The sequence below is a fragment of the Streptomyces sp. NPDC046349 genome, assembly GCF_055587885.1.
The window spans coordinates 455,941-482,166 of sequence record NZ_JBVJFK010000001.1; the positions used below are offsets into that span (position 1 = coordinate 455,941).

Annotated in this window: 26 protein-coding genes; 16 read left to right on the forward strand and 10 right to left on the reverse strand. The window is 72.7% G+C overall.

The window, feature by feature from the left end:
• Positions 1–101: 101 nt before the first annotated feature.
• Both scy and mce read right to left on the reverse strand, forming a co-directional pair.
• The gene (gene scy, locus ACZ6JS_RS02190; RefSeq protein ID WP_469295185.1) at positions 102–4,658 is read right to left on the reverse strand and encodes a polarized growth protein Scy; all 4,557 of its coding nucleotides are present in this window, start codon (positions 4,656–4,658) and stop codon (positions 102–104) included.
• A gap of 190 nt (positions 4,659–4,848) precedes the next feature.
• The gene (gene mce, locus ACZ6JS_RS02195) at positions 4,849–5,277 is read right to left on the reverse strand and encodes a methylmalonyl-CoA epimerase (RefSeq protein WP_469295186.1); all 429 of its coding nucleotides are present in this window, start codon (positions 5,275–5,277) and stop codon (positions 4,849–4,851) included.
• Between the two features lie 135 nt (positions 5,278–5,412).
• Here mce and ACZ6JS_RS02200 point away from each other — a divergent pair, with 135 nt between their 5' ends.
• Positions 5,413–6,612, forward strand: a complete 1,200-nt coding sequence (locus tag ACZ6JS_RS02200; RefSeq protein WP_469295187.1) for an acetyl-CoA C-acetyltransferase — start codon at positions 5,413–5,415, stop codon at positions 6,610–6,612.
• 100 nt (positions 6,613–6,712) lie between these two features.
• On the forward strand, positions 6,713–7,675 hold the full coding sequence (gene meaB / locus ACZ6JS_RS02205) for a methylmalonyl Co-A mutase-associated GTPase MeaB (RefSeq protein WP_469295188.1): 963 nt from the start codon (positions 6,713–6,715) through the stop codon (positions 7,673–7,675).
• 332 nt (positions 7,676–8,007) lie between these two features.
• Here the strand turns inward: meaB and ACZ6JS_RS02210 are convergent, their stop codons facing one another.
• From ACZ6JS_RS02210 to ACZ6JS_RS02230, 5 genes are all read right to left on the reverse strand, one after another.
• Positions 8,008–8,562: a PepSY domain-containing protein gene (locus tag ACZ6JS_RS02210; protein ID WP_469295189.1), complete on the reverse strand. Its 555-nt coding sequence runs from the start codon at positions 8,560–8,562 to the stop codon at positions 8,008–8,010.
• 114 nt (positions 8,563–8,676) lie between these two features.
• Positions 8,677–9,153, reverse strand: a complete 477-nt coding sequence (locus ACZ6JS_RS02215; RefSeq protein WP_030660375.1) for a MarR family winged helix-turn-helix transcriptional regulator — start codon at positions 9,151–9,153, stop codon at positions 8,677–8,679.
• Between the two features lie 64 nt (positions 9,154–9,217).
• Positions 9,218–10,018 carry an AIM24 family protein gene (locus ACZ6JS_RS02220; RefSeq protein WP_469295540.1) on the reverse strand — a complete coding sequence of 267 codons (801 nt, stop codon included), beginning with the start codon at positions 10,016–10,018 and terminating at the stop codon, positions 9,218–9,220.
• Positions 10,019–10,032: 14 nt separating this feature from the next.
• A complete protein-coding gene (locus ACZ6JS_RS02225) occupies positions 10,033–10,683 on the reverse strand; it encodes an AIM24 family protein (protein WP_469295190.1) in 651 nt (216 codons plus the stop codon).
• On the reverse strand, positions 10,683–11,321 hold the full coding sequence (locus tag ACZ6JS_RS02230; RefSeq protein WP_469295192.1) for an AIM24 family protein: 639 nt from the start codon (positions 11,319–11,321) through the stop codon (positions 10,683–10,685). Before ACZ6JS_RS02230 ends, ACZ6JS_RS02225 begins: the two co-directional genes overlap by 1 nt.
• 188 nt (positions 11,322–11,509) lie before the next feature.
• Between ACZ6JS_RS02230 and ACZ6JS_RS02235 the strand changes: the two genes are divergently transcribed.
• The 5 genes from ACZ6JS_RS02235 to ACZ6JS_RS02255 all read left to right on the forward strand — a co-directional run bounded on the left by ACZ6JS_RS02235 (position 11,510) and on the right by ACZ6JS_RS02255 (position 14,328).
• Positions 11,510–11,854: a DUF3817 domain-containing protein gene (locus ACZ6JS_RS02235; RefSeq protein ID WP_469295193.1), complete on the forward strand. Its 345-nt coding sequence runs from the start codon at positions 11,510–11,512 to the stop codon at positions 11,852–11,854.
• On the forward strand, positions 11,851–12,150 hold the full coding sequence (locus ACZ6JS_RS02240) for an MTH1187 family thiamine-binding protein (RefSeq protein ID WP_469295194.1): 300 nt from the start codon (positions 11,851–11,853) through the stop codon (positions 12,148–12,150). The genes ACZ6JS_RS02235 and ACZ6JS_RS02240 overlap by 4 nt, the downstream gene beginning before the upstream one ends.
• 164 nt (positions 12,151–12,314) lie before the next feature.
• Positions 12,315–13,013 carry a hypothetical protein gene (locus ACZ6JS_RS02245; RefSeq protein WP_469295542.1) on the forward strand — a complete coding sequence of 233 codons (699 nt, stop codon included), beginning with the start codon at positions 12,315–12,317 and terminating at the stop codon, positions 13,011–13,013.
• The gene (locus ACZ6JS_RS02250) at positions 13,010–13,699 is read left to right on the forward strand and encodes a DUF4166 domain-containing protein (RefSeq protein WP_469295195.1); all 690 of its coding nucleotides are present in this window, start codon (positions 13,010–13,012) and stop codon (positions 13,697–13,699) included. Before ACZ6JS_RS02245 ends, ACZ6JS_RS02250 begins: the two co-directional genes overlap by 4 nt.
• Complete coding sequence (locus ACZ6JS_RS02255; protein ID WP_469295196.1) at positions 13,696–14,328, forward strand: TetR/AcrR family transcriptional regulator; 633 nt, start codon at positions 13,696–13,698, stop codon at positions 14,326–14,328. Before ACZ6JS_RS02250 ends, ACZ6JS_RS02255 begins: the two co-directional genes overlap by 4 nt.
• A 6-nt stretch (positions 14,329–14,334) precedes the next feature.
• On the opposite strand, the gene ACZ6JS_RS02260 is transcribed toward ACZ6JS_RS02255, so the two are convergent.
• Positions 14,335–15,393, reverse strand: a complete 1,059-nt coding sequence (locus tag ACZ6JS_RS02260) for a glycoside hydrolase family 6 protein (protein ID WP_469295197.1) — start codon at positions 15,391–15,393, stop codon at positions 14,335–14,337.
• Positions 15,394–15,489: 96 nt separating this feature from the next.
• On the reverse strand, positions 15,490–16,512 hold the full coding sequence (locus ACZ6JS_RS02265) for an ArsR/SmtB family transcription factor (protein WP_469295198.1): 1,023 nt from the start codon (positions 16,510–16,512) through the stop codon (positions 15,490–15,492).
• 95 nt (positions 16,513–16,607) lie between these two features.
• Between ACZ6JS_RS02265 and ACZ6JS_RS02270 the strand changes: the two genes are divergently transcribed.
• From ACZ6JS_RS02270 to ACZ6JS_RS02290, 5 genes are all read left to right on the forward strand, one after another.
• A complete protein-coding gene (locus tag ACZ6JS_RS02270) occupies positions 16,608–17,858 on the forward strand; it encodes an MFS transporter (RefSeq protein WP_469295199.1) in 1,251 nt (416 codons plus the stop codon).
• Between the two features lie 21 nt (positions 17,859–17,879).
• A complete protein-coding gene (locus ACZ6JS_RS02275; protein WP_469295201.1) occupies positions 17,880–18,389 on the forward strand; it encodes a MarR family winged helix-turn-helix transcriptional regulator in 510 nt (169 codons plus the stop codon).
• Positions 18,390–18,463: 74 nt separating this feature from the next.
• Positions 18,464–18,793, forward strand: a complete 330-nt coding sequence (locus tag ACZ6JS_RS02280) for a DUF3817 domain-containing protein (protein WP_469295202.1) — start codon at positions 18,464–18,466, stop codon at positions 18,791–18,793.
• 87 nt (positions 18,794–18,880) lie between these two features.
• The gene (locus ACZ6JS_RS02285; RefSeq protein WP_469295203.1) at positions 18,881–20,581 is read left to right on the forward strand and encodes an acyl-CoA mutase large subunit family protein; all 1,701 of its coding nucleotides are present in this window, start codon (positions 18,881–18,883) and stop codon (positions 20,579–20,581) included.
• 62 nt (positions 20,582–20,643) lie between these two features.
• Positions 20,644–21,051, forward strand: a complete 408-nt coding sequence (locus ACZ6JS_RS02290) for a hypothetical protein (RefSeq protein ID WP_469295204.1) — start codon at positions 20,644–20,646, stop codon at positions 21,049–21,051.
• 30 nt (positions 21,052–21,081) lie between these two features.
• Here ACZ6JS_RS02290 and ACZ6JS_RS02295 read toward each other — a convergent pair whose 3' ends face one another.
• Positions 21,082–21,702, reverse strand: a complete 621-nt coding sequence (locus tag ACZ6JS_RS02295; RefSeq protein WP_136234730.1) for a TetR/AcrR family transcriptional regulator — start codon at positions 21,700–21,702, stop codon at positions 21,082–21,084.
• Positions 21,703–21,952: 250 nt separating this feature from the next.
• On the opposite strand from ACZ6JS_RS02295, the gene ACZ6JS_RS02300 reads away from it, so the two are divergent.
• The 4 genes from ACZ6JS_RS02300 to ACZ6JS_RS02315 all read left to right on the forward strand — a co-directional run bounded on the left by ACZ6JS_RS02300 (position 21,953) and on the right by ACZ6JS_RS02315 (position 26,160).
• Positions 21,953–22,951, forward strand: coding sequence for a tetratricopeptide repeat protein (locus tag ACZ6JS_RS02300; RefSeq protein ID WP_469295205.1), 999 nt, complete (start codon positions 21,953–21,955; stop codon positions 22,949–22,951).
• Between the two features lie 628 nt (positions 22,952–23,579).
• Complete coding sequence (locus ACZ6JS_RS02305) at positions 23,580–24,221, forward strand: DUF6230 family protein (RefSeq protein ID WP_469295206.1); 642 nt, start codon at positions 23,580–23,582, stop codon at positions 24,219–24,221.
• Positions 24,222–24,329: 108 nt separating this feature from the next.
• Positions 24,330–24,920 (forward strand): DUF6114 domain-containing protein, encoded by a 591-nt coding sequence (locus tag ACZ6JS_RS02310; RefSeq protein WP_469295207.1) that lies wholly within the window; start codon positions 24,330–24,332, stop codon positions 24,918–24,920.
• The gene (locus ACZ6JS_RS02315; RefSeq protein ID WP_469295208.1) at positions 24,910–26,160 is read left to right on the forward strand and encodes a hypothetical protein; all 1,251 of its coding nucleotides are present in this window, start codon (positions 24,910–24,912) and stop codon (positions 26,158–26,160) included. The genes ACZ6JS_RS02310 and ACZ6JS_RS02315 overlap by 11 nt, the downstream gene beginning before the upstream one ends.
• The last annotated feature ends 66 nt before the right edge of the window (positions 26,161–26,226 follow it).

Here is a 26,226-nt window from a genome sequence, read left to right on the forward strand (position 1 = left end):
TGATCTGGACAATGACACCCCTTTTGAGTGGCAAGGCGGCGGAATGCTTGTCACCCGTTCGCCTGAACCTCCATCAGGTGCGCACAACCCGGACCGCTTGGCTACCCCTCCGACGACTTGCCACCCGAACGAGTGGAACCTGCGGACACTCCGGCCTTGGCGCCCCCCGGGCCCTGGCCGCCGACCGTGGGCTTCCCGCCACCCGAAGGCGCCTCGAATGATTCCAACGCCTCAAGAACGTCCTGGACACGGGAGATCTCCCCCTGAATGTCCTGCCGCCGACGGACCAGGACCTCCAGCTCGCGGCGGCCCTCCTCGACGAGGCGCTCGGCCTCCGCCTTGGCCTCCGCCAGGGCGCTCTCGGCCTTCCGGGCCAGCTCGGCCTTCTTCTGCTCGGCCTCCTTGAGCAGCGCCTCCGCCTTGCGGACCGCGGCGATGCGCACCTTGCTCGCCTCGCTGCTCGCGTCCGAAAGCAGCTCCTTGGCCTTCGCCTCGGCCTCGACGCTCTGCTCGGTCGCCGCGCGCACCAGTTTGTCCACACGCTCACCGGCCGACTTCATCTGCTCGGCCGACTCCCGGCGGGCCCGCTCGTGGAGCTCCTCGACCTCGCTCTCGACGCGGCCCCGCAGCTCCTCCGCCCGCTCCCTTATGGCAGCGGCGTCCGTACGCGCGCCCACCAGCAGCTCGTTGGCGTCCGTACGGGCCTTCTCCACCAGGGAGTTGCCCTCGACGGTCGCCTCCGAGGTGATCCGCGCCGCCTCCTTTCGGGCCGCGTCGACCATGGCGTCGGCCTGCTCCTCGGCCGCCGTGGTGGCGGCGAGGGCCTGCTTCTGCGCCTCGACGGTGAGCTTGTCGGCTTCCGCCGCCGCCTCGGTGATGAGCCGGTCGACCTGCTCCGCCGCCTCGCTGCGGCGCTTGTTCGCCTCCTCGCGTGCCTCGTCCAGCAGTCGCTCGGACTCCGTACGGGCCTCCGCGCGGGTGCGCTCCGCCGCGGTGGCGGCCTCCGCCTTGACCCGCTCGGCCTCCGACCGGGTGCGGGCCGCGTGCTCCTGCGCCGAGGACAGCGCCTCCGAGGCGTCGGCGCGCAGCCGCTCCGCCTCGGACGCCGCCTCGCCGATTGTGCGCTCGTTGTCCTTGCGGGTCTGCTCGGTGAGCTTGGCCGCCTCGGCCGCCGCCTCGGCGATGAGCCGGTCCGCCTGCTCGGCCGCTTCGGTGCGCAGCCGGTTCGCCTCGGCGCGCGCCTCGTCCAGTGCCTGCTCGGCGTCGCGCTCGGCGCCGGCCAGGGTCTCGCCCGCCGCGGCCGTGACGCGGTCCGCCTCCGAGGTGGCCTCGCCGATGATCCGGCCGCCCTCCGCGCGGGCGTCGTCCAGGACCCGGGCCGCGTCGGCGCGCAACCGCTCGGCCTCGGCCGCGGCCTCGCCGACCATGGCCTCGTTGGCCACACGGGTCTCGTCGATGAGCCGGTCGCCCTCGGCACGCGAGTCGACCATGATCTTCGCGGCGTCCCGCTCGGCGCTCGCCAGCGTCTCGGCCGCCTGCGACTTCAGCCGTGCCGCCTGGGTGGTGAGGCGCTCGGCCTCCTTCGCCGCCTCGCCGACGGTGGCCGCGTTCGCGGCGCGGGTCTCCTCGATGAGGCGGTCCGCCTCCGCGGACGCCTCGGTGATGAGCCGGTCGACCTGCTCGGCGGCCTCGCTCCGCAGCCGGTTGCCCTCGGCACGGGCCTCGTCCAGCGTCGCCGCGGCCTCGATGCGGGTGGCCTCGGCGGCCTCCGCCGCCTCGGTGGTGATCCGCTCCGCCTCCGCCTCGGCGCCGGCGACCGCGGCCGCGTTCGCCGCGACGGTCTCCGCGGTGATCCGCTCGGCCTCGGCCGAAGCCTCGGCCGTGATCCGGGCTGCCTCGGCGCGCGATGCCTCCAAGGACTCCGCCGCCTCGCCGCGGATGCGGTTGGCGTCGTCGCGGGCGTCGGCCCGGGTACGGGCGGCGTCGCGCTCCGACGCGGCCAGCGCGTCCGTGGCCTCGGTGCGCAGCCGCTGCGCGTACTCGGCCGTGTCGGCGCGCAGCTGCTCGGCCTCGGCGATCGCCTCGCCGACGGTCCGCTCCGCGAGGGCCTTCGCCGCGTCCGTCTCGGCGCGCGCCTCGGTGCGGATGCGGCCCGCGTCCTCGGCGGCCCGCTCCCGCTCCGCGTAGGCGTCGGCGCGGACCCGGGCCGCCTCTTCCTCGGCCTCCGCCTTCGTGCGCTCCGCCACATGCTCGGCAGCGCTGCGCAGCCCGGAGATCTCCTCCTCGGCCTGCTCGTGCAGCCCCGCCACGGAGTCGCGTACCTGCTGGGCGGTGGCCTCGGCCGCCGACACCAGCTCGGACGCGCGGGCCTCGGCCTCCTCGGTCAGGCGGGCCGCCTCGGCCTGCGCCTCCTCCGAGCGGCGGCGGGCCGCGGCCAGCAGCTCCTCGCTCTGCTCGCGGGCCTGCGCCCGCTCCTGCTCGGCGTCGGTCCGGGCCGAGGCCAGGGTCTCCTCGGACTCCCGGCGGCGCCGGGAGGCCTCCTCCTGCGCGGCGGCCAGCGCCTCGGCGGCCTCCTCGGCGACCCGCTCGGCGGCTGCCTTCGCCTCCGCACGCAGCCGGTCCGCGGTCTCCTGGGCCTCGGAGCGCACGCGCTCCGCCTCTGCCTCGGCCTCGCCCCGCAGCCGTACGGCGACCTGCTCGGCCTCCGCGCGCACCCGGCCGGCGTCCTGCGCCGCCTCGGTGCGCAGCTGGTCTGCCTCCGCCTCGGACTGCGTCTGCAGCGTGCGGATGCGCTCCGCCGACTCGGCGCGCAGCCGGTCGTTCTCCTCGGTCGTCTCGCGGCGGATGTTCTCCGCCGCGGCACGGGCGTCGCGCAGCGTCTGCTCGGCCGTGGTCAGCCGGCTCTCGGCCTCCGTGTGGAGGCGTACGAGCTCCTCGTCGGCCTCCGCCCGCTTCGCGGCCAGCGCCTGCTCGGTCTCCTCGCGCCGCGCGAGGGCCGCCGCGTCCGCCTCGGCGCGGACCGACTCGGCCTGCTCCTCGGCCTCGGCGCGCAGCCGCTCGGCCTCGGCGCGGGTGCGCTCCAGGGTCTCCTCGGCCTGCCTGCGCAGGGTGCCGGCCCGCTCGACGGCCTCGGCGCGGACCCGCTCGCTCTCGGTGGTCGCCCCGGCGCGCAGCTCGTCGGCGTCGGACTTGGCCTTGCCGAGCAGTTCCTCGGCGGTCTTGGCCGCCTCCTCGATCTGCTGGACCGCCTCGCGGCGGGCCTCGCCGCGGATCCGCTCGCCCTCGGCGACGGCCTCCGCGCGCAGCTGCTCGGCCTCTCCGCGCAGCCGGCGGGCCTCCTCCTGGAGCTCGACCGTGCGGGCCCGGTACTCCTCGGTGTCGTCCTTCGCGGCGCCCTTGAGCTCGTCCGCCGTCGCCGCGGCCTGCAGCCGCAACCGGTCGGCCTCGGCCTGGGCCTCGCGCCGGATCCGCTCGGCCTCCTCGGACGCGGCCCGGGTGGTGGCCCGGGCGTCCTCCGAGGCCTTGTTCAGCACGTCCTCCGCCGTGCGGGCGGCCTTCGCCAGCTGCGCGGCCATGTCCTCGGCCGCGGCCGTACGGGCCTGCTCGCCGGCCTCGGTGCGCTGACGTTCGGCGTCGGCGCGGGCGTCGGCCAAGGCCTGCTCGGCCTCGGCCTTGAGGAGTTCGGCCTCCTTGGTGGCCTCGCCGACCAGCCGGGCGACCTGCTCCTTGGCGGTGCGGGTGCGCTGCTCGTTGACGGACTCCGCCGAGGCGAGCTGGCGCGAGGCGCTCTCCTTGGCCTCCGCGAGGACCTTCTCGGCCTCGGCGCGGGCCTCGCGGAGCGCGGACTCGGCCTCCTGCATGCGGGATTCGGCGATCCGGCCGAGGTCGAGGGTCTGCTGCCGGGTCTGCTCGGCCTCGGCGGAGGTGGTGGAACGCAGCCGCTCGGCGTGCTGGGTGGCCTCCTGCGCCTGGGCGGAGGCGGCCGTCAGCAGTCGCTCGGCCTCCTTGCGGGCGCGCAGCAGCGTGGATTCGGCCTCCGCGCGGGCGGCCTCGGCGTCGGCGGCCATCCGGCGCCGGGTCTCCTCGGCGACCCGGGCCGCCTCGGCGCGTGCCGCGTTCAGGGCCTGCTCGGCCTCGGCGCGGGACTCCTCCATGAGGCGGCGCGCCTGGGCCTCCGTGCGGGCGCGCAGCTGCTCCGCCCACGCCACGTTTTCGTTGACGTGCGCCTCGACGGTCTGGCGGCGCTCGTTGAGCTCCTGGTCCAGCCGCTGGCGGCGGTTGACGGCCTCGCTGTGCAGCTCGGCCTGCAGGCGGGCCTGGTGCTCGGCGTGCTCCTGGAGGATGCGCTGGGTCTGCGCCCGCGCGTCGCGCAGCTCGCGCTCGGCGTCGGAGCGCATCTGGTCGGCCTGGATCTGGGCGTTGCGGAGCAACTGCTCCGCCTGGTACCCCATGTCCGCGCCGTCGTAGGCAGGACGGGACGCGAGGGCCCGGCGTACCTCGTGGAGCTTGGCGCGCAGCACCTCGACCTGGTATCCCAGGTCCTCAGCGTGCTGGACGGCCTTCCCGCGCTCCTTCTTCAGCCGCTCCATCTCGGCCTCGAAGCGCGAGAGATGGTCGGCCTCGGCCTGATGGCTCTCCTGGCTTTCGTAGCCCCGCACAGCGCGGTCCCATCCGTCCCCTGGTCGCAAGCTCACTCCCAATGAGCATCGCTCGCCCGCTGAACGACGCCCCCGGGGGAATGGTGTCAGATACCGGGGCAGGGGTCACAGGCCCCGACCCTCTCCGCACCGAACCCCGGCCGAGCCATGGCCACTCTACCGGCCGGGGAATCGGGCCATCAGTGGTCCATCAATGGTCGGGGTTCGACGTGACCAGTTCGGTGAGGACTCCGTGGCAGTCCTTGGGGTGCAGGAAGGTGATCGAGGAGCCCATCGAACCGGTGCGGGGCTGGTCGTAGAGCACGCGGACGCCCTTGCCGCGGATGGCCTCCGAGTCGCCGAGGACGTCCTCGGTGCCGAAGGCGATGTGGTGCACGCCCTCGCCGTTCTTGGCGAGCCACTTGCCGACGGCGGAGTCCTCGCGGGTGGGCTCGAGGAGCTGGATGTAGGAGGCGCCGCCGTCGGAGGTTTCGTTGATCTTCAACATGGCCTCGCGGACGCCCTGCTCCTCGTTGACCTCGGTGTGGAACACCTCGAAGCCGTACGTGGCACGGTAGAACTCGACAGTCCTGTCCAGGTCGAAGCAGGCGATCCCGATGTGGTCGATTCTTGTCAGCATGGGGACAGTGCACTCCCGAAGGGGGTCGTCACGCAACGTGCGCGCGATCACACCGGCAGCCCGGTGACCGCTGCGGTACCGCCCAGTACATTCACGTAAACCCTCGTTCACTCCTCATCCAAGGGGCTGTGCCTCATGTCCGGATCGAACAACACCACTTCCGTGATCGTCGCCGGGGCCCGCACGCCCATGGGGCGGCTGCTCGGCTCGCTGAAGTCCTTCTCGGGCGCCGACCTCGGCGGCTTCGCCATCAAGTCCGCGCTGGAGCGGGCCGGGATCTCCGGCGACCAGGTCCAGTACGTGATCATGGGCCAGGTGCTCCAGGCCGGCGCGGGCCAGATCCCCGCCCGCCAGGCGGCGGTCAAGGCCGGCATCCCGATGAACGTGCCCGCCCTGACCATCAACAAGGTGTGCCTCTCGGGCCTGGACGCGATCGCGCTGGCCGACCAGCTGATCCGCGCCGGCGAGTTCGACATCGTGGTCGCGGGCGGGCAGGAGTCGATGACGAACGCCCCGCACCTGCTGCCGAAGTCCCGCGAGGGCTACAAGTACGGCGCGATCGAGATGCTGGACGCGATGGCCTACGACGGCCTCACCGACGCCTTCGAGAACATCGCGATGGGCGAGTCCACCGAGAAGCACAACACCCGCCTGGGTATCGAGCGCGCCCCGCAGGACGAGTTCGCCGCGGCCTCCCACCAGCGCGCGGCCGCCGCCCGGAAGAACGGGGTCTTCGAGGCCGAGATCACACCGGTCGAGATCCCGCAGCGCAAGGGCGACCCCGTGATCTTCTCCACCGACGAGGGCATCCGCCCCGAGACGACGGTGGAGTCGCTCGGCAGGCTGCGTCCCGCCTTCGCCAAGGACGGCACGATCACCGCGGGCACGTCCTCGCAGATCAGCGACGGTGCGGCGGCGGTGGTCGTGATGAGCAGGGCGAAGGCCGAGGAGCTCGGCCTGGAGTGGATCGCGGAGATCGGCGCTCACGGCAACGTGGCCGGCCCGGACAACTCGCTCCAGTCCCAGCCGTCGAACGCGATCCTGCACGCCCTGAAGAAGGAGGGCCTGGAGGTCTCCGACCTGGACCTCATCGAGATCAACGAGGCCTTCGCCGCGGTCGCCGTGCAGTCAATGAAGGACCTGGGCGTGACCCCGGAAAAGGTGAACGTCAACGGTGGCGCCATCGCCCTGGGCCACCCGATCGGCATGTCCGGCGCCCGCGTGGTGCTGCACCTGGCGCTGGAGCTGAAGCGCCGCGGCGGCGGGGTCGGCGCGGCCGCGCTGTGCGGTGGCGGCGGCCAGGGCGACGCGCTGATCGTCCGCGTCGCCAAGTAGGCGGCCCGGCCGCCGGGCCCGCAACCGGCCCGGCGGCCGCTGGTCCGCGGGCCCGGCGGCCCGCACGTATCCCGTACGAGAACCGAGGAGCGCAGCACGTATGACGGCGGTGGACGTCCCCCAGCTGGTGGCCCAGGCGCGGGAGGGCCGACCGAGAGCGGTGGCCCGGCTGATCTCGCTGGTCGAGGGGGCGTCCCCGCAGCTGCGCGAGGTGATGGCCGCGCTGGCCCCGCTGACGGGCGGGGCGTACGTGGTGGGTCTGACGGGCTCGCCGGGCGTGGGCAAGTCGACGTCGACCTCGGCGCTGGTGTCCGCGTACCGGCGGGCCGGCAGGCGCGTGGGCGTCCTCGCCGTCGACCCGTCCTCGCCCTTCTCGGGCGGGGCGCTGCTGGGTGACCGGGTGCGGATGTCGGACCACGCCTCGGACCCGGGGGTCTACATCCGCTCCATGGCCACCCGCGGCCACCTCGGCGGGCTCGCCTGGGCCGCCCCGCAGGCGATCCGGGTGCTGGACGCCGCCGGCTGCGACGTGATCCTGGTCGAGACGGTCGGGGTGGGGCAGTCGGAGGTGGAGATCGCCTCGCAGGCGGACACCTCGGTGGTGCTGCTGGCTCCCGGGATGGGCGACGGGATCCAGGCCGCGAAGGCGGGGATCCTGGAGATCGGCGACGTCTACGTGGTCAACAAGGCCGACCGGGACGGTGCGGACGCGACCGCCCGGGAGCTGAACCACATGCTGGGGCTGGGCGAGGCGCGCGGCCGGAACGACTGGCGGCCGCCGATCGTGAAGACGGTCGCCGCCCGCGGGCAGGGCATCGACGAGGTCGTCGAGGCGCTGGAGAAGCACCGGGCGTGGATGGACGAGCGGGGCGTGCTCGCCGAGCGGCGGGCGGCGCGGGCCGCCCGGGAGGTCGAGACGATCGCCGTCACGGCGCTGCGGGCGCGGATGGCGGACGTCCACGGGGACGCGCACCTGGGCGCGCTGGCCGCCCGGGTCGCCGAGGGCGAGCTGGACCCGTACGCGGCGGCCGACGCCCTCCTGGCGACGCTCACGGAGGCCTGACCCTGCCGCCTCCGGCGAGGTCGGCCTGGGGGCGCCGGTGCAGGGGCGGAGTCGGGGCGGGGCCGGTGCTGCGGGTGTGCGCCGCGCCCCCGCCGCCTGCGGGCGGCGTGCCCGGCTCCGGGCGCCCTCCGCGGAGCCGGCGGGGGCCGGGAGCCCTTCGGCCGCGCGCGCGGCCGAAGGGAGCAGGGACCGGTGCCGCGGGCCCCGGCTTCCGAGCGCCTGCCGCGTTGCGGCCGGTCGAGCCGGGGCGACCGCACGTGGCGGGGGGCGCGGTGCCGCTCGTGGGCGGGTACGGCTCGGCGGTGCTGCGGAACGCCGGCAAGGGTGCCGGGTCAGCTGCCGCCATCCGAGTCGGAGTCCGAGGTGGACGCGGTCACCTTGCCCGTGGCGGGGTCGACCCGGGCGTCGTGGGTCGTGCCGTCCTTGCCCTTGACCTCGACATGCCAGGAGGCGGCGCCGTCGTCGCCGTCCCATTCGAGGGTCGTGACCTGTCCGGGGTGGGCGGCCAGGGCCGCCGTCATCGCCTGCTGGGCGGTGACCTGGGCGGAGACCAGGGCCTTGTTCTCGGCTGGGTTCCCGTCGGTGTCCCGGTTCTGCTCGGTGACCGCGCCGCTCGCGGACACCTCCAGCTCGGCGTGGCCCCTGCCGTCCTTGCCGATGACGTCGACGTGCCAGACGGAGCCGTCCTGGTCGAGGGACTCGATCACGCCCGGACAGTGCTTCAGGGCAGCCGCGGCGGCGCCCTCCGCCGTGACGTCGGCGCGCAGGGCGGGGGCCGCGGTGACGGCTCTCGCCGGGCCGGTGGCGGCAGCTGCCGCCCCCGCCACCGGACCTGCGGTCATCAGGACGACGGCCGCGGCCGCGGAGACGTACCGGGTGCGTTGCATGGCTGGACCTCCTCAGGCCGGCCACGGCGCCTGCGGTTGCCCGGCGGCGGCCGGCGGGCGGACACCGCCCATTGTCCGGCCGACGGCCCCGCGGGGCCGTCGCTCGCGCTGCGCTCAGACCTTGCCGCGGGTGCCGCGCAGGTGCTCCGCCACCGGGGTCAGCGAGGCGCGCAGTGCCGCCAGGGCCTCGGGCGGCAGCAGGTCGATGAAGTGCTGGCGGACGGACGCCACGTGGTGCGGGGCGACCTTCCGCATCGTCTCCATGCCCTCGTCCGTGAGCACCGCGTACAGGCCGCGGCGGTCGGACTCGCAGTTGACCCGGCGGACCAGGCCCGCCGTCTCCATGCGCGTGATCTGGTGCGACAGCCTGCTCTTGGACTGCAGGGTGGCGGTCGCGAGATCGCTCATGCGCATCCGGTGGTCCTGCGACTCCGAGAGGTTCACGAGGATCTCGTAGTCGTTGTTGGTGAGTCCGAAGGGCTGGAGATCCTTTTCCAGCTGGTGCATGAGCAGCCTGCTGACGTCCAGGTGGGTGCGCCAGGCGCACTGCTCCGCGTCGGTGAGCCAGCGCGTGGCCGTCTCGGTCTCCATGGTCTCCATGAATGAACTCTACCTAAAAAGTTGAATTGCGTACAAAGGTCGAAAGCCCCGGCTGTCACAGTCCCAGGCGGCGCTGGAGGTCGCCCAGCTGCCCCGGCATCCGAGGCACTCCCATCTGCCCGAGGGGCCCCTGGCCGGCACCCGGCACGCCCTGTGCGTTGCCCGTGGCCGCCCCCGCGCCCACCGTGCCGATCGACTGCTCGGCCATCAACATCTCCGAGGACTGCAGCAGTACCGTCCCCGCTCCGACGAACTCGAACTGGTGTTCCTCGCCCGAGGCTCCGCCGATGCCGGTCAGGGAGCGCAGTCCGCCCATCACGCCGGACATGTAGCCGTGATCGTAATGGTGACAGGGAGACGGGCAGTCCGCCCAACCGACGAGCGCCTGGGGGTCCACGCGCAGCGGCGGCTCCATGAACACCACCGGTCCGTTCGAGGCCGCCACGAACTTCCCGGTCCCGATCAGCGTCAGGAAGCCCGGGACGATCGACTGCTTCAGGGCGAGCGAGGGCTGGTACGCGAGCAGGTTGCCCGAGCGGATCGTCAGGTTGCCGTTGTCCAGGTCGTACGAGTTCACGTCGAAGGCCCGGTCGGCCAGCAGCATCTTGCCCTGGCCCTCGGCGACCACCCAGTCGCCGGCGTGCAGCGGGGAGTGGAAGCTGGTGCGCATCAGACGGTCGAAGCGCCCGTTCCCGACGCCGTTGAACTCGATGCGCCCGTAGTACGAGATCATCTTGCCCTTCTGCAGGAACCACTGGTTCCCCTTGAGCTCCACGCAGAAGGTGTACGCGTTCACGTTGTCGTCGGAGGGCAGCGTGTACGGGTCGAAGACCGTCGGGCCGCCGGGCCCGCCCATCACGGGGCCAAAGTTCACAGCTTCTCCTCGGAGGCCTGTACGTACACCGCGCCCTGGCCGGACAGTTCCAGCTGGAACGCCTCGCCCGAGCCGCGCCCCACCATGTCCCGCCAGCCGAGGGCGGTGGAGAGCTTGTTCCTGACGTCCCCGTGGTGGGCCACATAGGCCTGGGGGTCCACGTGGATGGGCCGGTTCGGGGTGATGGGGAGTTCGATGACCCCGCCGTGGGCCATCACGGCGACCGAGCCGTGGCCCTTGAGGGTGGTGGTGAACAGGCCCTGGCCGGTCACCTGGCCGCGGACCATGCCCATGACCCCGCCCTGCGAGCCCATGAACATGGTCCCCTGCTGGAGGGTGCCGTCGAAGGCGAGCAGCCGGTCTGCCTCGACGTACAGGGTCTCGCCGGTCAGGTTGATCACCTGGATGTGGTGGCCGCCGTGGCCGAACATCACAGTGCCGCTGCCCTCGACCGCCATGAGCGGCGTCTGCTCGTTCGCCACGCGGCGCCCGATCATGCCCATGACCCCGCCCTGACCACCCGTCAGGCTCGGGGTGAAGGAGACGTCGCCGCGGTACGCGAGCATCGCGCCGCGTTGGCTGAACATCTTCTGGCCGGGGGCGACCTGGGCCTCGACCATCTTCGAGTTGACCTCGCGGAACGGCATCAGACGTCGCCCCCGATGGTGTTGCGCTCGCTCGGCTGCACGTAGACCAGGCCCTCGCCCTCGAAGCGGATCTGGAACGCCTCGCCGGAGCCCTCTCCGATCAGCGTGCGGAAGGTCACACCGGACTGGAAGGACTGCTGGAGGTTGCCGGTGTGCGCGATGTACGCCCCCGGGTCGACGGACAGCGGGTACTGCGCGCTCACGCGCAGCACCACGGCCGGACCGTCCGAGACGATCGCCGCCTGGCCCGATCCCTCGACCGTCGTGGTGAACAGACCGTTGCCCGTCGAGGCGCCGCGCAGGCCGGTGAAGGTGGTGCCGGTGCGCAGGCCGGCGTCGGTGCACAGCAGGTTGCTGGACTCGACGTAGAGCTTTTCACCGTGCAGATTGACCAGATTGATCTCACTTGCGCGGTCGGCGAAGAAGCAGGTGCCGTGCCCCTGCACCTCCATCACCGTCATCTGTTCGCCGGTCAGCCGGCGGGTCACCATGCCGCGGAGGCCTTCGCCGCCGCCGGTCATCTTCTTGAAGGCCATCTGCCCGTCGTACGCGACCATGGAGCCGTTCTTCGCTTTCACGGCGTCCCCGGTCAGGTCGACGGCCAGCACCTTGCTGCCTTGGAGTCGGAACTGAGCCACGGGGAGACGTTATCGGCAGCGGGCGGACCCGAACAGAGTCCCGTGGCCGGATATATGACACACCCGGGCGTTTGGGAGCGATCCCGGTACGGTCCGGCGGCGGCCGGGAGGGAAGGGGCCGGGTCAAGATCCCGCAAAGCGGCTGAGACACTGGAGGCGACCCTGGCCTCCACCCCCGAAGGTTCCACGTGGACATCAAGACCGCCTCCGCCCTGCACCGCCTGCGCCTCGTCTCCGTGCCGGAGGCGCTGTCGTTCCCGGCCCTGCTGATCTTCGGCTCGCTGCTGAGCCGGGTCTCGGACATCGACTACCTTCTGCTGCCGCTGGGTCTCCTGCACGCGATCCTGTTCATGGTCTACTCGGTGCTGCTGCTGGACGTGTGGTACAAGGCGAAGTGGCCGTTCAAGAAGGTCCTGTTCTTCTTCGTCCTCTCGGTGGTGCCCCTGGGCGGGCTCTACGGCGACAAGCTGCTCAAGCGTGAAGAGGCCGACAGCGTGGTCGCGGCCCGTGCCCGTGAGGCGGCCCAGGCGTGATCGTCGCGTTCTCGGTGACCCCGCTCGGCGTCGGTGAAGAGGTCGGGGAGTACGTCGCCGACGCGGTCCGCGTGGTCCGCGAGTCCGGGCTGCCGAACCGCACCGACGCGATGTTCACCACCATCGAGGGTGAGTCCTGGGACGAGGTCATGGACGTCGTCCGGCGCGCGGTGGCGGCGGTCGAGGAGCGGGCGCCGCGGGTGTCCGTCGTCATCAAGGCCGACATCCGCCCCGGCGTCACCGACGGCATCACCTCCAAGGTCGAGACGGTGGAACGCCACCTCGCGCAGGGCTGAACCGCCCGCACCGTACGTCCGAAGCGCCCCTGGCCCAGCCGGCCGGGGGCGCTTTCGTGCGCCCGGCCCCAAACCGTGTGACCGGCCTCACGGTTGAGCGATCGCTCAGACTGCCCTAGGGTCCCGTTTTGAGCGATCGCTCAAAACGGGGGAGCGGGGTGGGCATGGGCCTGTACGTCGAGACGTTCGTCCGGGCCGGGATGGACGAGCTGTGGGAACGCAGCCAGGATCCGGTGCAGCACCAGCGGTGGGACCTGAGGTTCACCTCCATCGGCTACCTCCCGCGGTCCGCGGGCGAGCCGCAGCGGTTCCGGTACGCGACCCGCGTACTGCCCTTCGTCTCCGTCGACGGGACCGGCGTCTGCGCGGGGGAGCGCCGCCGGCCGGACGGGACCAGGGTGTCGGCCCTGCGGTTCGCCTCGGACCATCCGCTGTCCCTGCTCGCGGAGGGCAGCGGGTACTGGCGCTACGTCCCCGACGGCGACGGGATCCGCTTCCTCACCGGCTACGACTACCGGCCCCGCTGGGGCTGTTTCGGGACCCTGGCCGACCGGCTCGTCCTCCGGCCGCTCATGGGCTGGGCCACCGCCTGGTCCTTCGACAGGCTGCGGCTGTGGTGCGAACGCGGAATCCCGCCGGGCCGCGCCCTCGCCCGGGCCGTCGGCGAGAGCGCCCTGCGTGTCCTGCTGTCCGCGGCCGCCCTGCTGTACGCCCCCGCGGCCGCGGCCCTGCTCGTCCTGGCCGCCGCACTGCTGCTGCCGCCGCTGCCCGGCACCCCGGCCGCCCGCCGCTGCCTGCGGACCCCGCCCGGCCGCACCCCCGTCGCCGCACCCCGTCTGCTCAGCACCCTGGAGCCGTCATGACCTCCATCTTCCGGACCCACATGGGCGCCGACTTCGACCGCCTGCACCCGCAGATCCAGCGCCGGTTCTCGGTCGGCCTGGCGACCGGGGAGGGCTGCGTCGGCCGCGGGACGATGGAGCGGATATGGCACGGCGGCAGCTTCGTGAAGCCCTTCCTCAGGCTCGGCGGGATGCGCAACATCCTGGTGCCGCGCGAGGGCCGCGACGTCCCCTTCGTCATAGAGAACCTCCCCTACCTCGACTCCTTCGGCCGGGAGACCGTCACCTTCGTGCGCACCTTCCGGCTGCCCCGCGGGCCGCACCGGTTCGACGCCACGATGGTCCACAGCCCCGAGCGCGACTGCGTCCTCGACTACCTGGGCACGCACCAGCACCTCGCCAGCGACCTGCACATGAGCGCCGAGCCCGACGGTTCGCTGCTCATCCGCTCCGGTGAGCACCGCTTCCGCGAGGGACCCGTCGACGTCCGCGTCCCCGGTCTCATCGGCGGCGACGCCGAGGTGCGCGAGTCCTTCGACGACGCCAGCGGCCGGTTTCGGATCCGTGTGCGGGTGGTGAACCGCCGCTTCGGGCCGCTCTTCGGGTACGAGGGCTCCTTCACCGTGCAGTACGTGGACGCCCGTGAACGGTGGCCGAGCGGGCTCTGCGGCGACCTGCGGCCGGTCCGCGAGGAGGTCCGGGCGTGAGCGCGGCCACCAAGGACAAGCTCCTCGAAGGAGCCCTGCGCACGCTCGTCGAGCAGGGCATCGCCAAGGCCTCGGCCCGCACCATCGCGGCCACGGCCGGGGTCGGCCAGGGACTGATCTTCTACCACTTCGGCTCGGTAGACGAACTGCTCGCCGCCGCCTGCCGGTACGGAGCCGAGCAGCGGGTGGCCCGCTACCGCGACCGGCTGGCGGGGCTGGGCAGCCTCACCGAACTGCTGGAGTTCGCCCGGGCCGTGCACGCCGAGGAGCGGGAGGCCGGGCACGTCGCCGTGCTCGGCCAGCTGCTGGCCGCCGGGCAGAACTCGCCCGCCCTCGCAGCCGCCACCGCCGCCGGGCTCGGCCTGTGGATCGAGGAGCTGGAGGGTGTGCTCACCCGGCTGCTGGCGGCGACTCCGCTGGACGGGTTCGCCGACCCCGCGGGGCTCGCCCGGGCCACCGCAGCCTCGTTCGTCGGCATCGAGCTGTACGAGGCGGTGGACCCGCAGGGCGCCGGCCGGGCGTTCGACGCCCTCGAGCAGCTCGCCGGACTGGCCGCGGTGCTGGAGGGCCTGGGCCCCCTGAGTCAGCGCGCGGTACGCCACGGCCTGCGCCGCGGCGCCCGGGGTTGACGCCCCCTACGGGACTTCCCGCGCGCGTCGGGCCAGGCCCAGGGCCTGTTCGGGCCACCAGGTGCCGGCCGCGGGGCCGCCGCGGCAGGTGCCGTCGGACTCGCCCGGCATCTTGACCCACAGGTACGCGTCGACGAGCGGGTCGCCGGTCCGGTCGGTCGGCGGCGTGCCGAGGGCGCGGCCCGGGGGGTTGCAGGAGGCCCGCTCGCGGTCGCCCGGCAGGGGCCCCGCGCCGTTGCGGCCGGTGTCGACGACGAAGTGCCGGCCCTCGACCGCCCGGGAGAGCTTCGCGCCGTAGGCCAATACGGCCTCGTCCGGCTGGAAGCCGGAGACGTTGAGGGCGAAGCCGTCGGCGCGGTCGAGGCCCGCTTCGCGAAGGGGGCCGGCGAGGTCCGCCGGGTCGTGGATCCATGCCGGATCGCCGGCGTCCAGATAGACCTTCGTATTGCGGTTCCTCTTGAGCCGGTCGACGGCCTCGGAGAGCAGCCGGTAGCGCTCGGCGCGGTGCTCGGCGCGCACGCAGCCGTCGACGGCGTGCGCGACGGCATGCGGCTCCAGCACGACGAGGGCCCGGGCGTCGCCGATGGCATCGGCGAAGGCGCCGATCCAGCCGCGATAGGCGCGGGCGTCGGCGGCGCCCCCGGCGGGCCGCTGCCCGCAGTCGCGGTGCGGGATGTTGTGCGCGGCGAGCACCAGGGTCCGACCGGAGGCCTTGGCGGCCGCGCGGGCCCGGCGGATCCCGGGCCCGGGATCGCCCGGACGTCCCCACAGCGCGACCGGCCGGTCCGCGATCCGGCGGAGCACCTGGGCGTCGGCGTAGCGGCCCGTCGCCTCCCATGCCGCGACCTGCCGGGCGGCCTGGCTGTCCGGGTCCACCCAGAACGGGGACTCGCCCTCGGCGGCGGCCGGGACGGCGGCCCCCGGACCGGCGGCGGGACCGGCGGCGGGACCGCGCGGCCCTGTCTCCGGCGCGGTGGAGCAGGCGGGGGCCGCCGCGAGCAGCAGGAGGAGGCCGAGGACGGCGGCGGGCCTGGGGCGGCGCGGCCTGGGAGCGGCGGGTGGCATCCGGATTCCTCGCGAAGAAGGGTCGGGCGGCAGACCGTGAGGCGGTGGGCAGTGCGCATGTAGGACCGGAATATGGTGACATGACGGACAGTCGGCTCAGCCGTGCGACACCGTCCGCGCCGGTCGGCCGGCGGCGTCCCCCGTGGTGAGGGCGATGGCCAGAGGGGTGCGTTCGTAGAGCACCTGGTGACCCCGGCGGGCGGAGATGAGCAGGCCCGCCGCGTGCAGGACCCCCAGGTGCGCCGAGACGGTGGAGGGGGCCAGGCCGAGGCGGTGGGCCAGGGCCGTGGTGGACGCCGGTTCGTCCAGCGCGCACAGCACGTCCGCCCGCGCCCGGCCCAGCAGCCGGGCCAGCGCGATCGGGGTGTCCTCGCCCGCCCGGGTCCACAGGGCGCCGATGCCGCGGGCCGGATAGACGACGGTCGGCTGCCAGGGAGGGTCGAAGCCGCCCGCGATCTGCGGCCATACGAAGGCGCTCGGCATGAGCAGCAGCCCCTGGCCGCCCAGGACGCGGTCGTGGTGGCTGGGCCGCTCGATGGTGAGGGTGAGCGTCGCCGCGTCCCAGGAGAGATCGGGGTGCAGGCCGTCGAAGAGGGACTCCAGCCCCCCGGCGGCCAGACGGCGGGTGTGGAAGAGGATGTCCGCCTCCAGCAGCGCCCGCAGCCGCGGCCAGTGCGGCTCCACCAGCGCGCCCCAGGCCCGCTCCAGCAGATCGGCCAGCTCCCGCACCGACCGCGCCGGGTCCGCGAGCAGGGCCCGGCCCAGGTCGCTGTCGAGCGCGCCCGGCGTGCAGGCCAGCGACCTGCGCATGTCCTCGCGGGCCGCCGCCGGGTCGGCCGCGCGGATCACCGCGAGCTCCTCCTCGAAGGAGACACCCGGCCCGCTCGGCGGCGGGCTGATGAAGTCGGTGCTGTGCCCCCGGCGCGGCATCAGCAGCCACAGCGGGCGCAGGTCCAGCCCGTCGGCGGCGGCCCGGATCCGCCGGAGCCACGGCAGGTGGTACCCCTGCCGGTCCGGGCGGCTCAGGGTGCGGATCGCCTCCTGCGTCTCCCAGGCCGGCGACAGCGCGAACCGGCACCGCAGCAGGTCCGCGTGCCCGAAACGGTGGTGCAGACCCATGCCGCACCCCCCGCTCGCGCCGAACGCTCCGTCTTTGACATTCGTCCCAGGCCGAATCTCTACGCCGGCCAGCCTAGGCCCCCGACGCTGCCGTCATGGCAACCGTCACCCCGGCCCGGGCCGAAGCGGGCTCCGCCGGCTACCTCACCGTCTTCCGGACCCGCGAGTTCCCCGCCGTCTTCGCCGCGCACCTGATGTCCGTCCTCGGCCTGGTCGTCGCCGAGATCTCCCTCTCCGTCCTCGTCTACCGCCTCACCGGCTCGCCCCTGATGAGCGCGCTCACCTTCGCGCTCGGCTTCCTCCCGTACGCCCTCGGCGGCACCCTGCTCGCCGGGTTCGCCGACCGCCGCCCCGCCCGCCGGGTGCTCGTCACCTGCGACCTCGTCTGCGCGGCCTGCGCGGCGGCCATGGTGCTGCCCGCCACCCCCGTCGCCGCGCTCCTCGTCCTGCGCTGCGCCATGGCCTTCGTGGCACCCCTCTTCCAGGGCACGCGCAACGCCTCCCTCCCCGACATCCTCGGCTCCGGCGACCCCTACGTCCTGGGCCGCTCGCTGCTGCGCATGGTCGCCCAGAGCGCCCAGCTCATCGGCTTCGGCCTCGGCGGGCTGCTGCTCACCGTGCTCGCCCCGCGCGCCGCAATCGCGCTGACCGCCGCCGGATTCCTCGGTTCGGCCCTCCTGCTGCGGCTCGGCACCCGCGCGCGGCCCGCCCGGACCGCCGTCCGCACCTCGCCGCTCGGGATGCGAGCCGTCCTGGGCCGCCGCCGGCTGCGGGTGCTCACCCTCCTGTTCTGGCTGCCGCCCGTCTTCCTCGTCGTACCGGAGGCGCTGCTCGCCGCGTACGCCGACGGCATCGGCGCCGGGACCGCCGTCCTCGGCCTGATGATGTGCGCCATGCCCGTCGGCACACTCGCCGGAGAGCTCTGGGCGGGCTCCGCGCTCAGCGCGCGGACGCGCTCGCGGATCGTCGCCCCGCTCGCCGCCGCCGGTCTGCTCCCGCTCCTCCTCTACGCCGGCCGGCCGGGCGTGCCCCTCGCCCTGCTCGCGCTGCTGCTCGCCGGGCTGGCCCACGCCTACACGCTGGGGCTGGACCAGTGGTACGTGGACGCCGTCCCCGACGAACTGCGCGGCCGGGCGATGACCCTGCTCAGCACGGGCCTGATGACCCTCCAGGGAGCCGGCATGGCACTGGCGGGGCTCGCCGCCGAGTTCTTCCCGGTGCACGTGGTCGTCACCGGGTCCGGGGTGCTCGGGACCGCCGTCGTCCTGGCGCTCCTGGCCGAACTCCGGTCCGCCGTCCGGCAGGAGGAGCGACTGAGGGATGAGACGGCCCCCGCCGTCAAGTGACCTCCCGGTAGGGTCGGAGGCGTGCCCAAGCCGCTCAGCCTTCCCTTCGACCCCATCGCCCGCGCCGACGAGCTCTGGCAGCAGCGCTGGGGGCCCGCGCCCTCGATGGCCGCGATCACCTCGATCATGCGCGCGCACCAGATCCTGCTCGGCGAGGTCGACGCGGTCGTCAAGCCGTACGGGCTGACCTTCGCACGCTACGAGGCGCTGGTGCTGCTCACCTTCTCCAAGGCCGGCGAGCTGCCGATGTCGAAGATCGGCGAGAGGCTCATGGTCCACCCGACCTCGGTGACCAACACCGTGGACCGGCTGGTGCGGTCCGGGCTGGTGGCCAAGCGGCCCAACCCGAACGACGGCCGCGGCACACTCGCCTCCATCACGGAGAAGGGCCGGGAGGTGGTCGAGGCCGCCACGAAGGACCTGATGGCGATCGACTTCGGCCTCGGCGTGTACGACGCCGAGGAGTGCGGGGAGATCTTCGCCCTGCTCCGCCCGCTACGGGTGGCCGCCGCGGACTTCGAGGAGTCCTGAGGGCCGTACCCACCCGTCCGGCGATCCCGGGGCCGCGTCAAGATCGAGCAAAATGGACGGTTAGGCTCGTCGGCATGAAACGAAGCGTGCTGACCCGCTACCGCGTCATGGCCTACGTGACCGCGGTCATGCTCCTGATCCTCTGCGCCTGCATGGTGGCGAAGTACGGCTTCGACACCGGTGCCGATCTCACGTTCGTGGTGTCGCAGACCCACGGTGTGCTCTTCATGATCTACCTCGTCTTCGCCTTCGACCTGGGGTCCAAGGCGAAGTGGCCCTTCGGCAAGCTGCTGTGGGTGCTCGTGTCGGGCACGATCCCGCTGGCAGCCTTCTTCGTCGAGCGGGGGATCCGCGCCGAGGTGGAGCCGCTGGTCTACGACTCGCCGGCGACCGCGAAGGCCTGAGGACGAGGCGAGCGTCACCCACCCCCGGGACGACTCCCGGGGGTTTCCCATCGACATTTACTAGGACGTCCTAGTAAATTCGTGGGTATGGACGCTGACGCCATCGAGGAAGGCCGCCGTCGCTGGCAGGCCCGTTATGACAAGGCCCGCAAGCGCGAGGCGGACTTCACCACGCTCTCCGGGGATGAGGTCGAACCCGTATACGGGCCCCGGCCCGGCGACGCCTACGAGGGCTTCGAGCGGATCGGCTGGCCGGGGGAGTACCCGTACACCCGCGGCCTGCACGCCACCGGCTACCGCGGCCGGACCTGGACCATCCGCCAGTTCGCCGGCTTCGGCAACGCCGAGCAGACGAACGAGCGCTACAAGATGATCCTGGCCGCCGGCGGCGGCGGCCTGTCCGTCGCCTTCGACATGCCGACCCTCATGGGCCGCGACTCCGACGACCCCCGCTCCCTCGGTGAGGTCGGCCACTGCGGCGTCGCCATCGACTCCGCCGCCGACATGGAGGTCCTCTTCAAGGACATCCCCCTCGGCGACGTCACCACCTCCATGACGATCTCGGGCCCCGCCGTGCCCGCCTTCTGCATGTACCTCGTCGCCGCCGAGCGCCAGGGCGTGGACCCCGCCGTGCTGAACGGCACGCTGCAGACGGACATCTTCAAGGAGTACATCGCCCAGAAGGAGTGGCTCTTCGAACCGGAGCCGCACCTGCGCCTCATCGGCGACCTCATGGAGTACTGCGCGAAGGGCATTCCGGCCTACAAGCCGCTGTCCGTCTCCGGCTACCACATCCGGGAAGCCGGCGCCACGGCCGCGCAGGAGCTCGCGTACACCCTCGCCGACGGCTTCGGCTATGTGGAGCTGGGCCTCTCCCGCGGCCTGGACGTCGACCACTTCGCCTCCGGGCTCTCCTTCTTCTTCGACGCGCACCTCGACTTCTTCGAGGAGATCGCCAAGTTCCGCGCCGCCCGCCGTATCTGGGCGCGCTGGATGAAGGAGGTCTACGGCGCCAAGAACGAGAAGTCGATGTGGCTGCGCTTCCACACGCAGACCGCCGGCGTCTCCCTCACCGCGCAGCAGCCGTACAACAACGTCGTGCGCACCGCGGTGGAGGCCCTCGCGGCCGTCCTCGGCGGCACCAACTCGCTGCACACCAACGCCCTCGACGAGACCCTCGCGCTGCCGAGCGAGCAGGCGGCCGAGATCGCCCTGCGCACCCAGCAGGTGCTGATGGAGGAGACCGGCGTCGCCAACGTGGCGGACCCGCTGGGCGGCTCCTGGTACGTCGAACAGCTCACCGACCGCATCGAGGCCGATGCCGAGCGGATCTTCGAGCAGATCAGGGAACGCGGCCTGCGCGCCCACCCCGACGGCCGGCACCCCATCGGGCCGATCACCTCGGGCATCCTGCGCGGCATCGAGGACGGCTGGTTCACCGGCGAGATCGCCGAGTCGGCCTTCCAGTACCAGCGCTCCCTGGAGAAGGGCGACAAGCGGGTCGTCGGCGTCAACGTCCACCACGGATCGGTCACCGGCGACCTGGAGATCCTGCGGGTCAGCCACGAGGTGGAGCGCGAGCAGGTCCGCGTGCTCGCCGATCGCCGGGCCCGCCGCGACGACGCCAAGGTCGCCGAGTCCCTCAGGGCCATGCTGGACGCCGCACGCGACGGGTCGAACATGATCCCCGCCATGCTGGACGCGGTGCGCGCCGAGGCCACGCTGGGGGAGATCTGCAACACCCTGCGCGACGAATGGGGCGTCTACACGGAGCCTCCGGGCTTCTGAGGCCGGTCCCGGCCCGGGGGAACTGCGTGGAAGGCCGCTCGCGGCGCCCGTACGGTGGCGCCATGACCGGCCTTCCCGTCCCCGTGCCCGGTGTCAGCGTCCGCGTGGTGATGCAGACCGGCTGCGGGCCGTACGCGTACATCGTCGTGGACTTCGAACCTCCGGGCCCCGACGGCGGCTCGAAGTTCCTGCACACCGTGTCCGACGACCGGCTGCCGCACGAGTTCCTGCCCGCGGTGTGGGACGGGATCCGGGAGGGGCTGGGCACGGTGGCGGCCGTGGCGGTCCTCACCGACGGGGGCTTCCACGAGGTCGACTCCCGCGACCAGGGCTACCGGCTCGCCGGGCGCTACGCCGGTACGGCAGCGCTCGCGGCCGCCGGCCTGGGGGAGCCGCCGGCCGACAGGGGCCGGCAGATCCGGGTGGACTGGCCCGGCAAGCCCCGGGTGAAGCCGGGAGCCGGGTCGTGACCGGTGCCCCCCGGGTGCGGCCGGGTGGCCTCAGGCGGCGGCCGGGCCGCGCAGGCCGTGCATCAGGAGAGCGGTGAAAGTGGCCACCCAGAGCTCGTCCACCGGCTCGGAACTCACCAGGGCGCGGTGCACCACGGTGCCCGCGATCACGTCGAAGATCAGGTCGGTGGTGCGGCCCGCGAGGAACTCGTCCTCCTCATAGGGGAGTTCGCCCCGGGCCTGGGCCCGTTCGCGACCCAGTACGACGAGACGTTTCTGCCGGTCCACGATCGCCGACCGGATCCGGTCGCGCAGGGCCTCGTCCCGGGTGGACTCGGAGACGACGGCCATCAGGGCCGTACGGGCCTCCGGGCGCCGCAGCAGCTCCGCGAAGCGCAGGACCACGTACTCGATGTCGGCTTCCAGGGAGCCCCGGTCCGGCAGTTCGAGCGAGTCGAAGAGCTCCGCGACCGCATCCACGACCAGCTCGCTCTTGCCCGCCCAGCGCCTGTAGAGGGTGGTCTTGGCCACGCCCGCGCGGGCCGAGACGTCACCCATCGTCAGCTTCGACCAGCCCAGCTCGACCAGCGCGTCCCGGGTGGCGGCGAGGATGGCGGCGTCCGCGGCCGCGCTGCGGGGGCGACCGGTGCGGCCGGGGCTGGGGTTGCGCATGGCCGAGACCATACCCGCCGGTAGCCGAACGGGCCGCTGTGGTTCAGATCACTGGCGTCGCGGGGGCGCGCAGGGCCCGCTGGCGAGTTACGCTACGGCTCGTAGCGTAAGAGCGACAACCACGCGAAGAGCTACAGGCGCCAGGTGGGGACCCGGCGCCGCCCAGCAACACGATCGCGGCGGATGCGACGGCACGGCCAATTCACGCGATCTTTTTCGTCGGCGCGCGCACACGGGGGAGGATGTACGCATGCAGCCCAGAAACATGTCCATGAGCGGCGTCGTCGACCTCGCCGCGGTGAAGGCGGCCGGCGAGGCCAAGGCCAAGGCCGAGCAGGCCCGCGCCGAAGCGGCGCGACAGGCCGCTCAGGGTGGCGGGGCCGGTCCGGCCCCCGGCGCCGTCCCGCCCTCCGCTCTCGTCTTCGACGCCGACGAGGCCGGCTTTGAACGCGACGTGCTCCAGCTTTCCGCCGAGGTCCCGGTCGTCCTCGACTTCTGGGCCGAGTGGTGCCAGCCGTGCAAGCAGCTCAGCCCGCTCCTGGAGCGCCTGACCGTCGAGGCGAACGGCCGCTTCGTGCTGGCCAAGGTGGACGTCGACGCCAACCAGATGCTGATGCAGCAGTTCCAGATCCAGGGCATCCCGGCCGTCTTCGCCGTGGTCGCCGGTCAGGTGCTGCCGCTCTTCCAGGGCGTCGCCCCCGAGCAGCAGATCCGCGACACCCTCGCCCAGCTGGTCCAGGTGGCCGAAGAGCGCTTCGGGATCATCGGCCTCGATGTGGACCCGAACGCCGAGGGAGCCTCCGGGGCCGCCGCGGCCGAGGCCCCGGCCGGTCCGCACGACGCACTGCTGGAGGCGGCCGTCGTCGCACTGGACGCCGGCGACCTCGGCGGCGCGGTGCAGGCGTACAAGAACGTCCTCGCGGACGACCCCGGCAACACCGAGGCCAAGCTGGGCCTCGCCCAGGCCGAGCTGCTCGCCCGGGTCCAGCACATGGACCCGCAAGCGGTGCGCGCGGCCGCGGCCGAGAACCCGCGCGACCCGGCGGCGCAGATCGCCGCGGCCGACCTCGACCTGGTCGGCGGCCACGTGGAGGACGCCTTCGGGCGTCTCGTGGACACCGTGAAGGTCACGTTCGGTGACGATCGCGATGCGGTGAGGCTGCGTCTGCTGGAACTGTTCGAGGTCATCGGTGCCGACGACCCGAGGGTGACGGCGGCGCGGACGGCGCTGGCGCGCGTGCTCTTCTAGCACGGCTCCGGTCCGGCTCCGCAGCCGCTCCGCGCCGGTCCCGGGAAGGGGTCCCGGACGTCGTCGGGCGGCCGCCGATTTGTTGACACGTAGATAAACAGCGGCCGCGCTTTGCCAAAACTTGGTAATCGCGGCCGCTGTTACTCGCAGTAAATCGAACCCCGTGAACTGTCCGGTGTGTTCACCCTTTCGCCGTTCTGTCATGGCCCTGGGTGGCACCCTGCGTTGCCGACGGACGGTGACGGGCGGCATCCAGGTTATCTGGCCGTTACCCGCCAGTAACGAACCCCCTTGTGCCCCGGCCGGTAATGGACCACGATCGGCGACGCTCGGTCCTTCCCGCAGAGCCGCTCACTCGGAGCCGCGGTGGAGGGTCCCCACCGAGTCGGCCGGTGGCAGTGGCACCGACCGTGGGACAGGGGGGTCTCTGCCACCGGGCGGGGCCTGTCCTCCAGGTTGCGCGAACGCGTGGCCCAGTGGTTGTCGCTCGGGGGTGAACGCCGGTGTATCGGACGTGGCACGGCCGCGGTCCGGCCTCCTGCGCTCCTTCCCGAGGACGTAGCACTTCTCCCATCCCAGGACGGGCACGGCCCGGACCGGAGATGTACGTCCGAGAAGGAGGAACGAAATGAGTTCTCAGGTTCGTGGCGGGACCAGATGGAAGCGCTTCGCGCTCGTCATGGTGCCGAGCATCGCGGCCACGGCCGCGGTCGGTGTGGGTCTGGCGCAGGGTGCCCTCGCGGCGTCCTTCAGCGTCTCCGGCCAGGACTTCAAGGTCACGGCCGACAAGCTCGACGGTGACAACCTCATCCAGTACGGCGGCATCGCCGAGGGGCACGACCTCAAGGGCAAGGCGCAGCACCACCCGGTGACCATCTCCGGGTTCAGCCACGCCGAGATCACCAACATGTGCCAGTCGCTGGTGACCCCGACGCCGCTCGGCAACATCACGCTGCAGCTGCGCACCGGCCACAAGGGCAAGCCGGCCGTCGCCGACAACATCTACCTGGATGTTGCGGAGCTCGACACCGACGCCGAGTTCAAGAACCTGGACATCGGTGTCGCGGTCGGCGACCCGAACCACAAGACGAAGCCGCAGGCCGGTACGGTCGCCAGCCCGTACGCGTTCTCGCAGCGCGCCGACAAGGCGATCCTGACGAACGTGCGCCAGAAGGCGTGGGCGACCACGGCGGGCACGTTCAAGCTGCCCGACCTGAAGCTGCGTCTGCTCGGCGGCGACCAGCCGTGCTACCAGGACAGCAAGGACTGAGTCCGTCCCGGTGAATGACCGGACGGGCGGGCGGCGACGGCCGTCCCCGCCCGCCCGTCCGGGCTCCACAGAGTTCTCCGTACCACCGTTTCCAGGGAGCTGTTGTCCATGAACCCCCAGGCCCCGGTTTACGTTCGCGCAGAAGACGACGCCTGGCTCACCGTGGTGTACTACCGATTCCACGCCTGGCGCGGTCGCCGCCCCTTCTGGGCCGGACTGTTCACGCTCCTCGGTGGCTTCCCGATCGCGTACTTCCCGTATGCGGACCTCCGGTTGGGCAACGTCAGCCTCGCCATGGCCACCACTGGCGGCGCCGGCGCACTGATCATCGGTGTACTGCTGATCACGCTGGGCCTGGCCCTCTGGTTCCAGCAGACCATCCGCGTCTTCGCCGGAGTCGCCTCGATCCTGCTGGCCCTGGTGTCCCTGCCGGTGTCCAACCTCGGCGGGTTCGGGATGGGCTTCATCCTCTCCCTCGTCGGCGGCGCCCTGGCGCTGTCGTGGGCGCCGGGACAGCCGGCGGACGAGGAGGAGGCCGCGGACCGGCAGCCGGCGGTCCAGCAGCCGGCCGCGGTCGCCCTGGGCAAGACGGATGCGACGCCGGGCGGCCTGGCCGTTCCCGGTCCCCGCGAGACGGAGACGGCACACGCGAGCGAGACGACTGCCCACGCCGATGGCGGGAGGAACAGTGCGGGGTGACGAGACGCAGCGGGGCGTGGCCCCAGGCGCAGAGTCCCGTGAGAGGAAGGGCCCGCGGCACGCGGCGCCCAGGAAGTCCCTGCTGAACAAGATCCAGATACCCGTCGGCAAGACGATGGCGCTGGCGGCGATGCCGACGGCCGTGTTCGTCGGGATGGGCATGGCGCCCAAACTGGCCGTGGCCGACGACAAGGAGATCCCCTTCGCGCCCGGGCCGTGTGTGACGCGGTCCGACGAGCCGGCGGAGACCGAGTCCAAGTCCCCGTCCCCGACGCCCTCGAAGACGGCCTCGCCGAGCGCCTCGCCCAGCGCGTCGCCCGCACCGTCCACGGCCGCGAAGCCGAAGCCCAGCGCCACCCCGTCGGCGACCCGGTCCCCGTCTGCCGACGCCCCGGCCCCGGCCACCACGCCGTCGCCGGCCGAGTCCACCAACCCGATGGACCCCCTCGGCGTCGGCGACAAGATCAAGGACCTCATCGACGGACTGGGCCGGCCGCTCAAGGACACGCAGGCGACCCCGACGCCCGCGCCCACGCCCTCCGCGACCGCCGAGCCGACCCCGGACCCGGCCGCGGACGCGATCCGGGACGCCGCCAAGCAAGCGGGTGCCACGGTCGAGGAGCTGCCCGACGAGGTCAAGGACACCGTCAACAAGCCCAAGGACGAGACGCCCGGCGAAAAGGGCGAGGAGGACAAGGGCGACAAGGACGGGGCGAAGCCCGAGGCGACGAAGGACCCGGACGGGAAGGAACCCTTCCCCTGCCCGACCTACGACGCCGAAGCCCTGGCCAACGCCGAGCTGGAGCAGGGGATCCCGCTCCTCCCGGACGAGCCCTGGTACCTCGACAGCTCCCTGCTGACCCTCTACGGCCTCGACTACCACGGCATCGTCGAGGTGAAGACCGCCAGCGGCAAGGTCAAGAAGGTCCTGAAGTTCACGGCGGACTCGCTGGACATCAAGGACCTGTACCAGACGGTCGGCAAGGGCGGGAACGTCGCACACCTGAAGTCGCGTCCGGGCTCCACGTCCAAGATCCGCGGCGGCACGGTGACGATGTACACCGAGAGCCTCAAGGGGAAGCTGTTCGGTCTGATCCCGATCGAGTTCACCCCGAACAGCCCGCCGCCCCTGAACGTCCCGTTCGCGTTCTTCACGGACGTCCAGGTCGTCCAGGCGGCGCAGTTCGGCGGCACCCTGACGGTCCCGGGCCTGAAGAACTACATCGGCCCGCCCGAGTAGGCCGCGGCCGGTACGGACACACCGAGGGCGGCACCCCGCATCACTGCGGGGTGCCGCCCTCGGTCT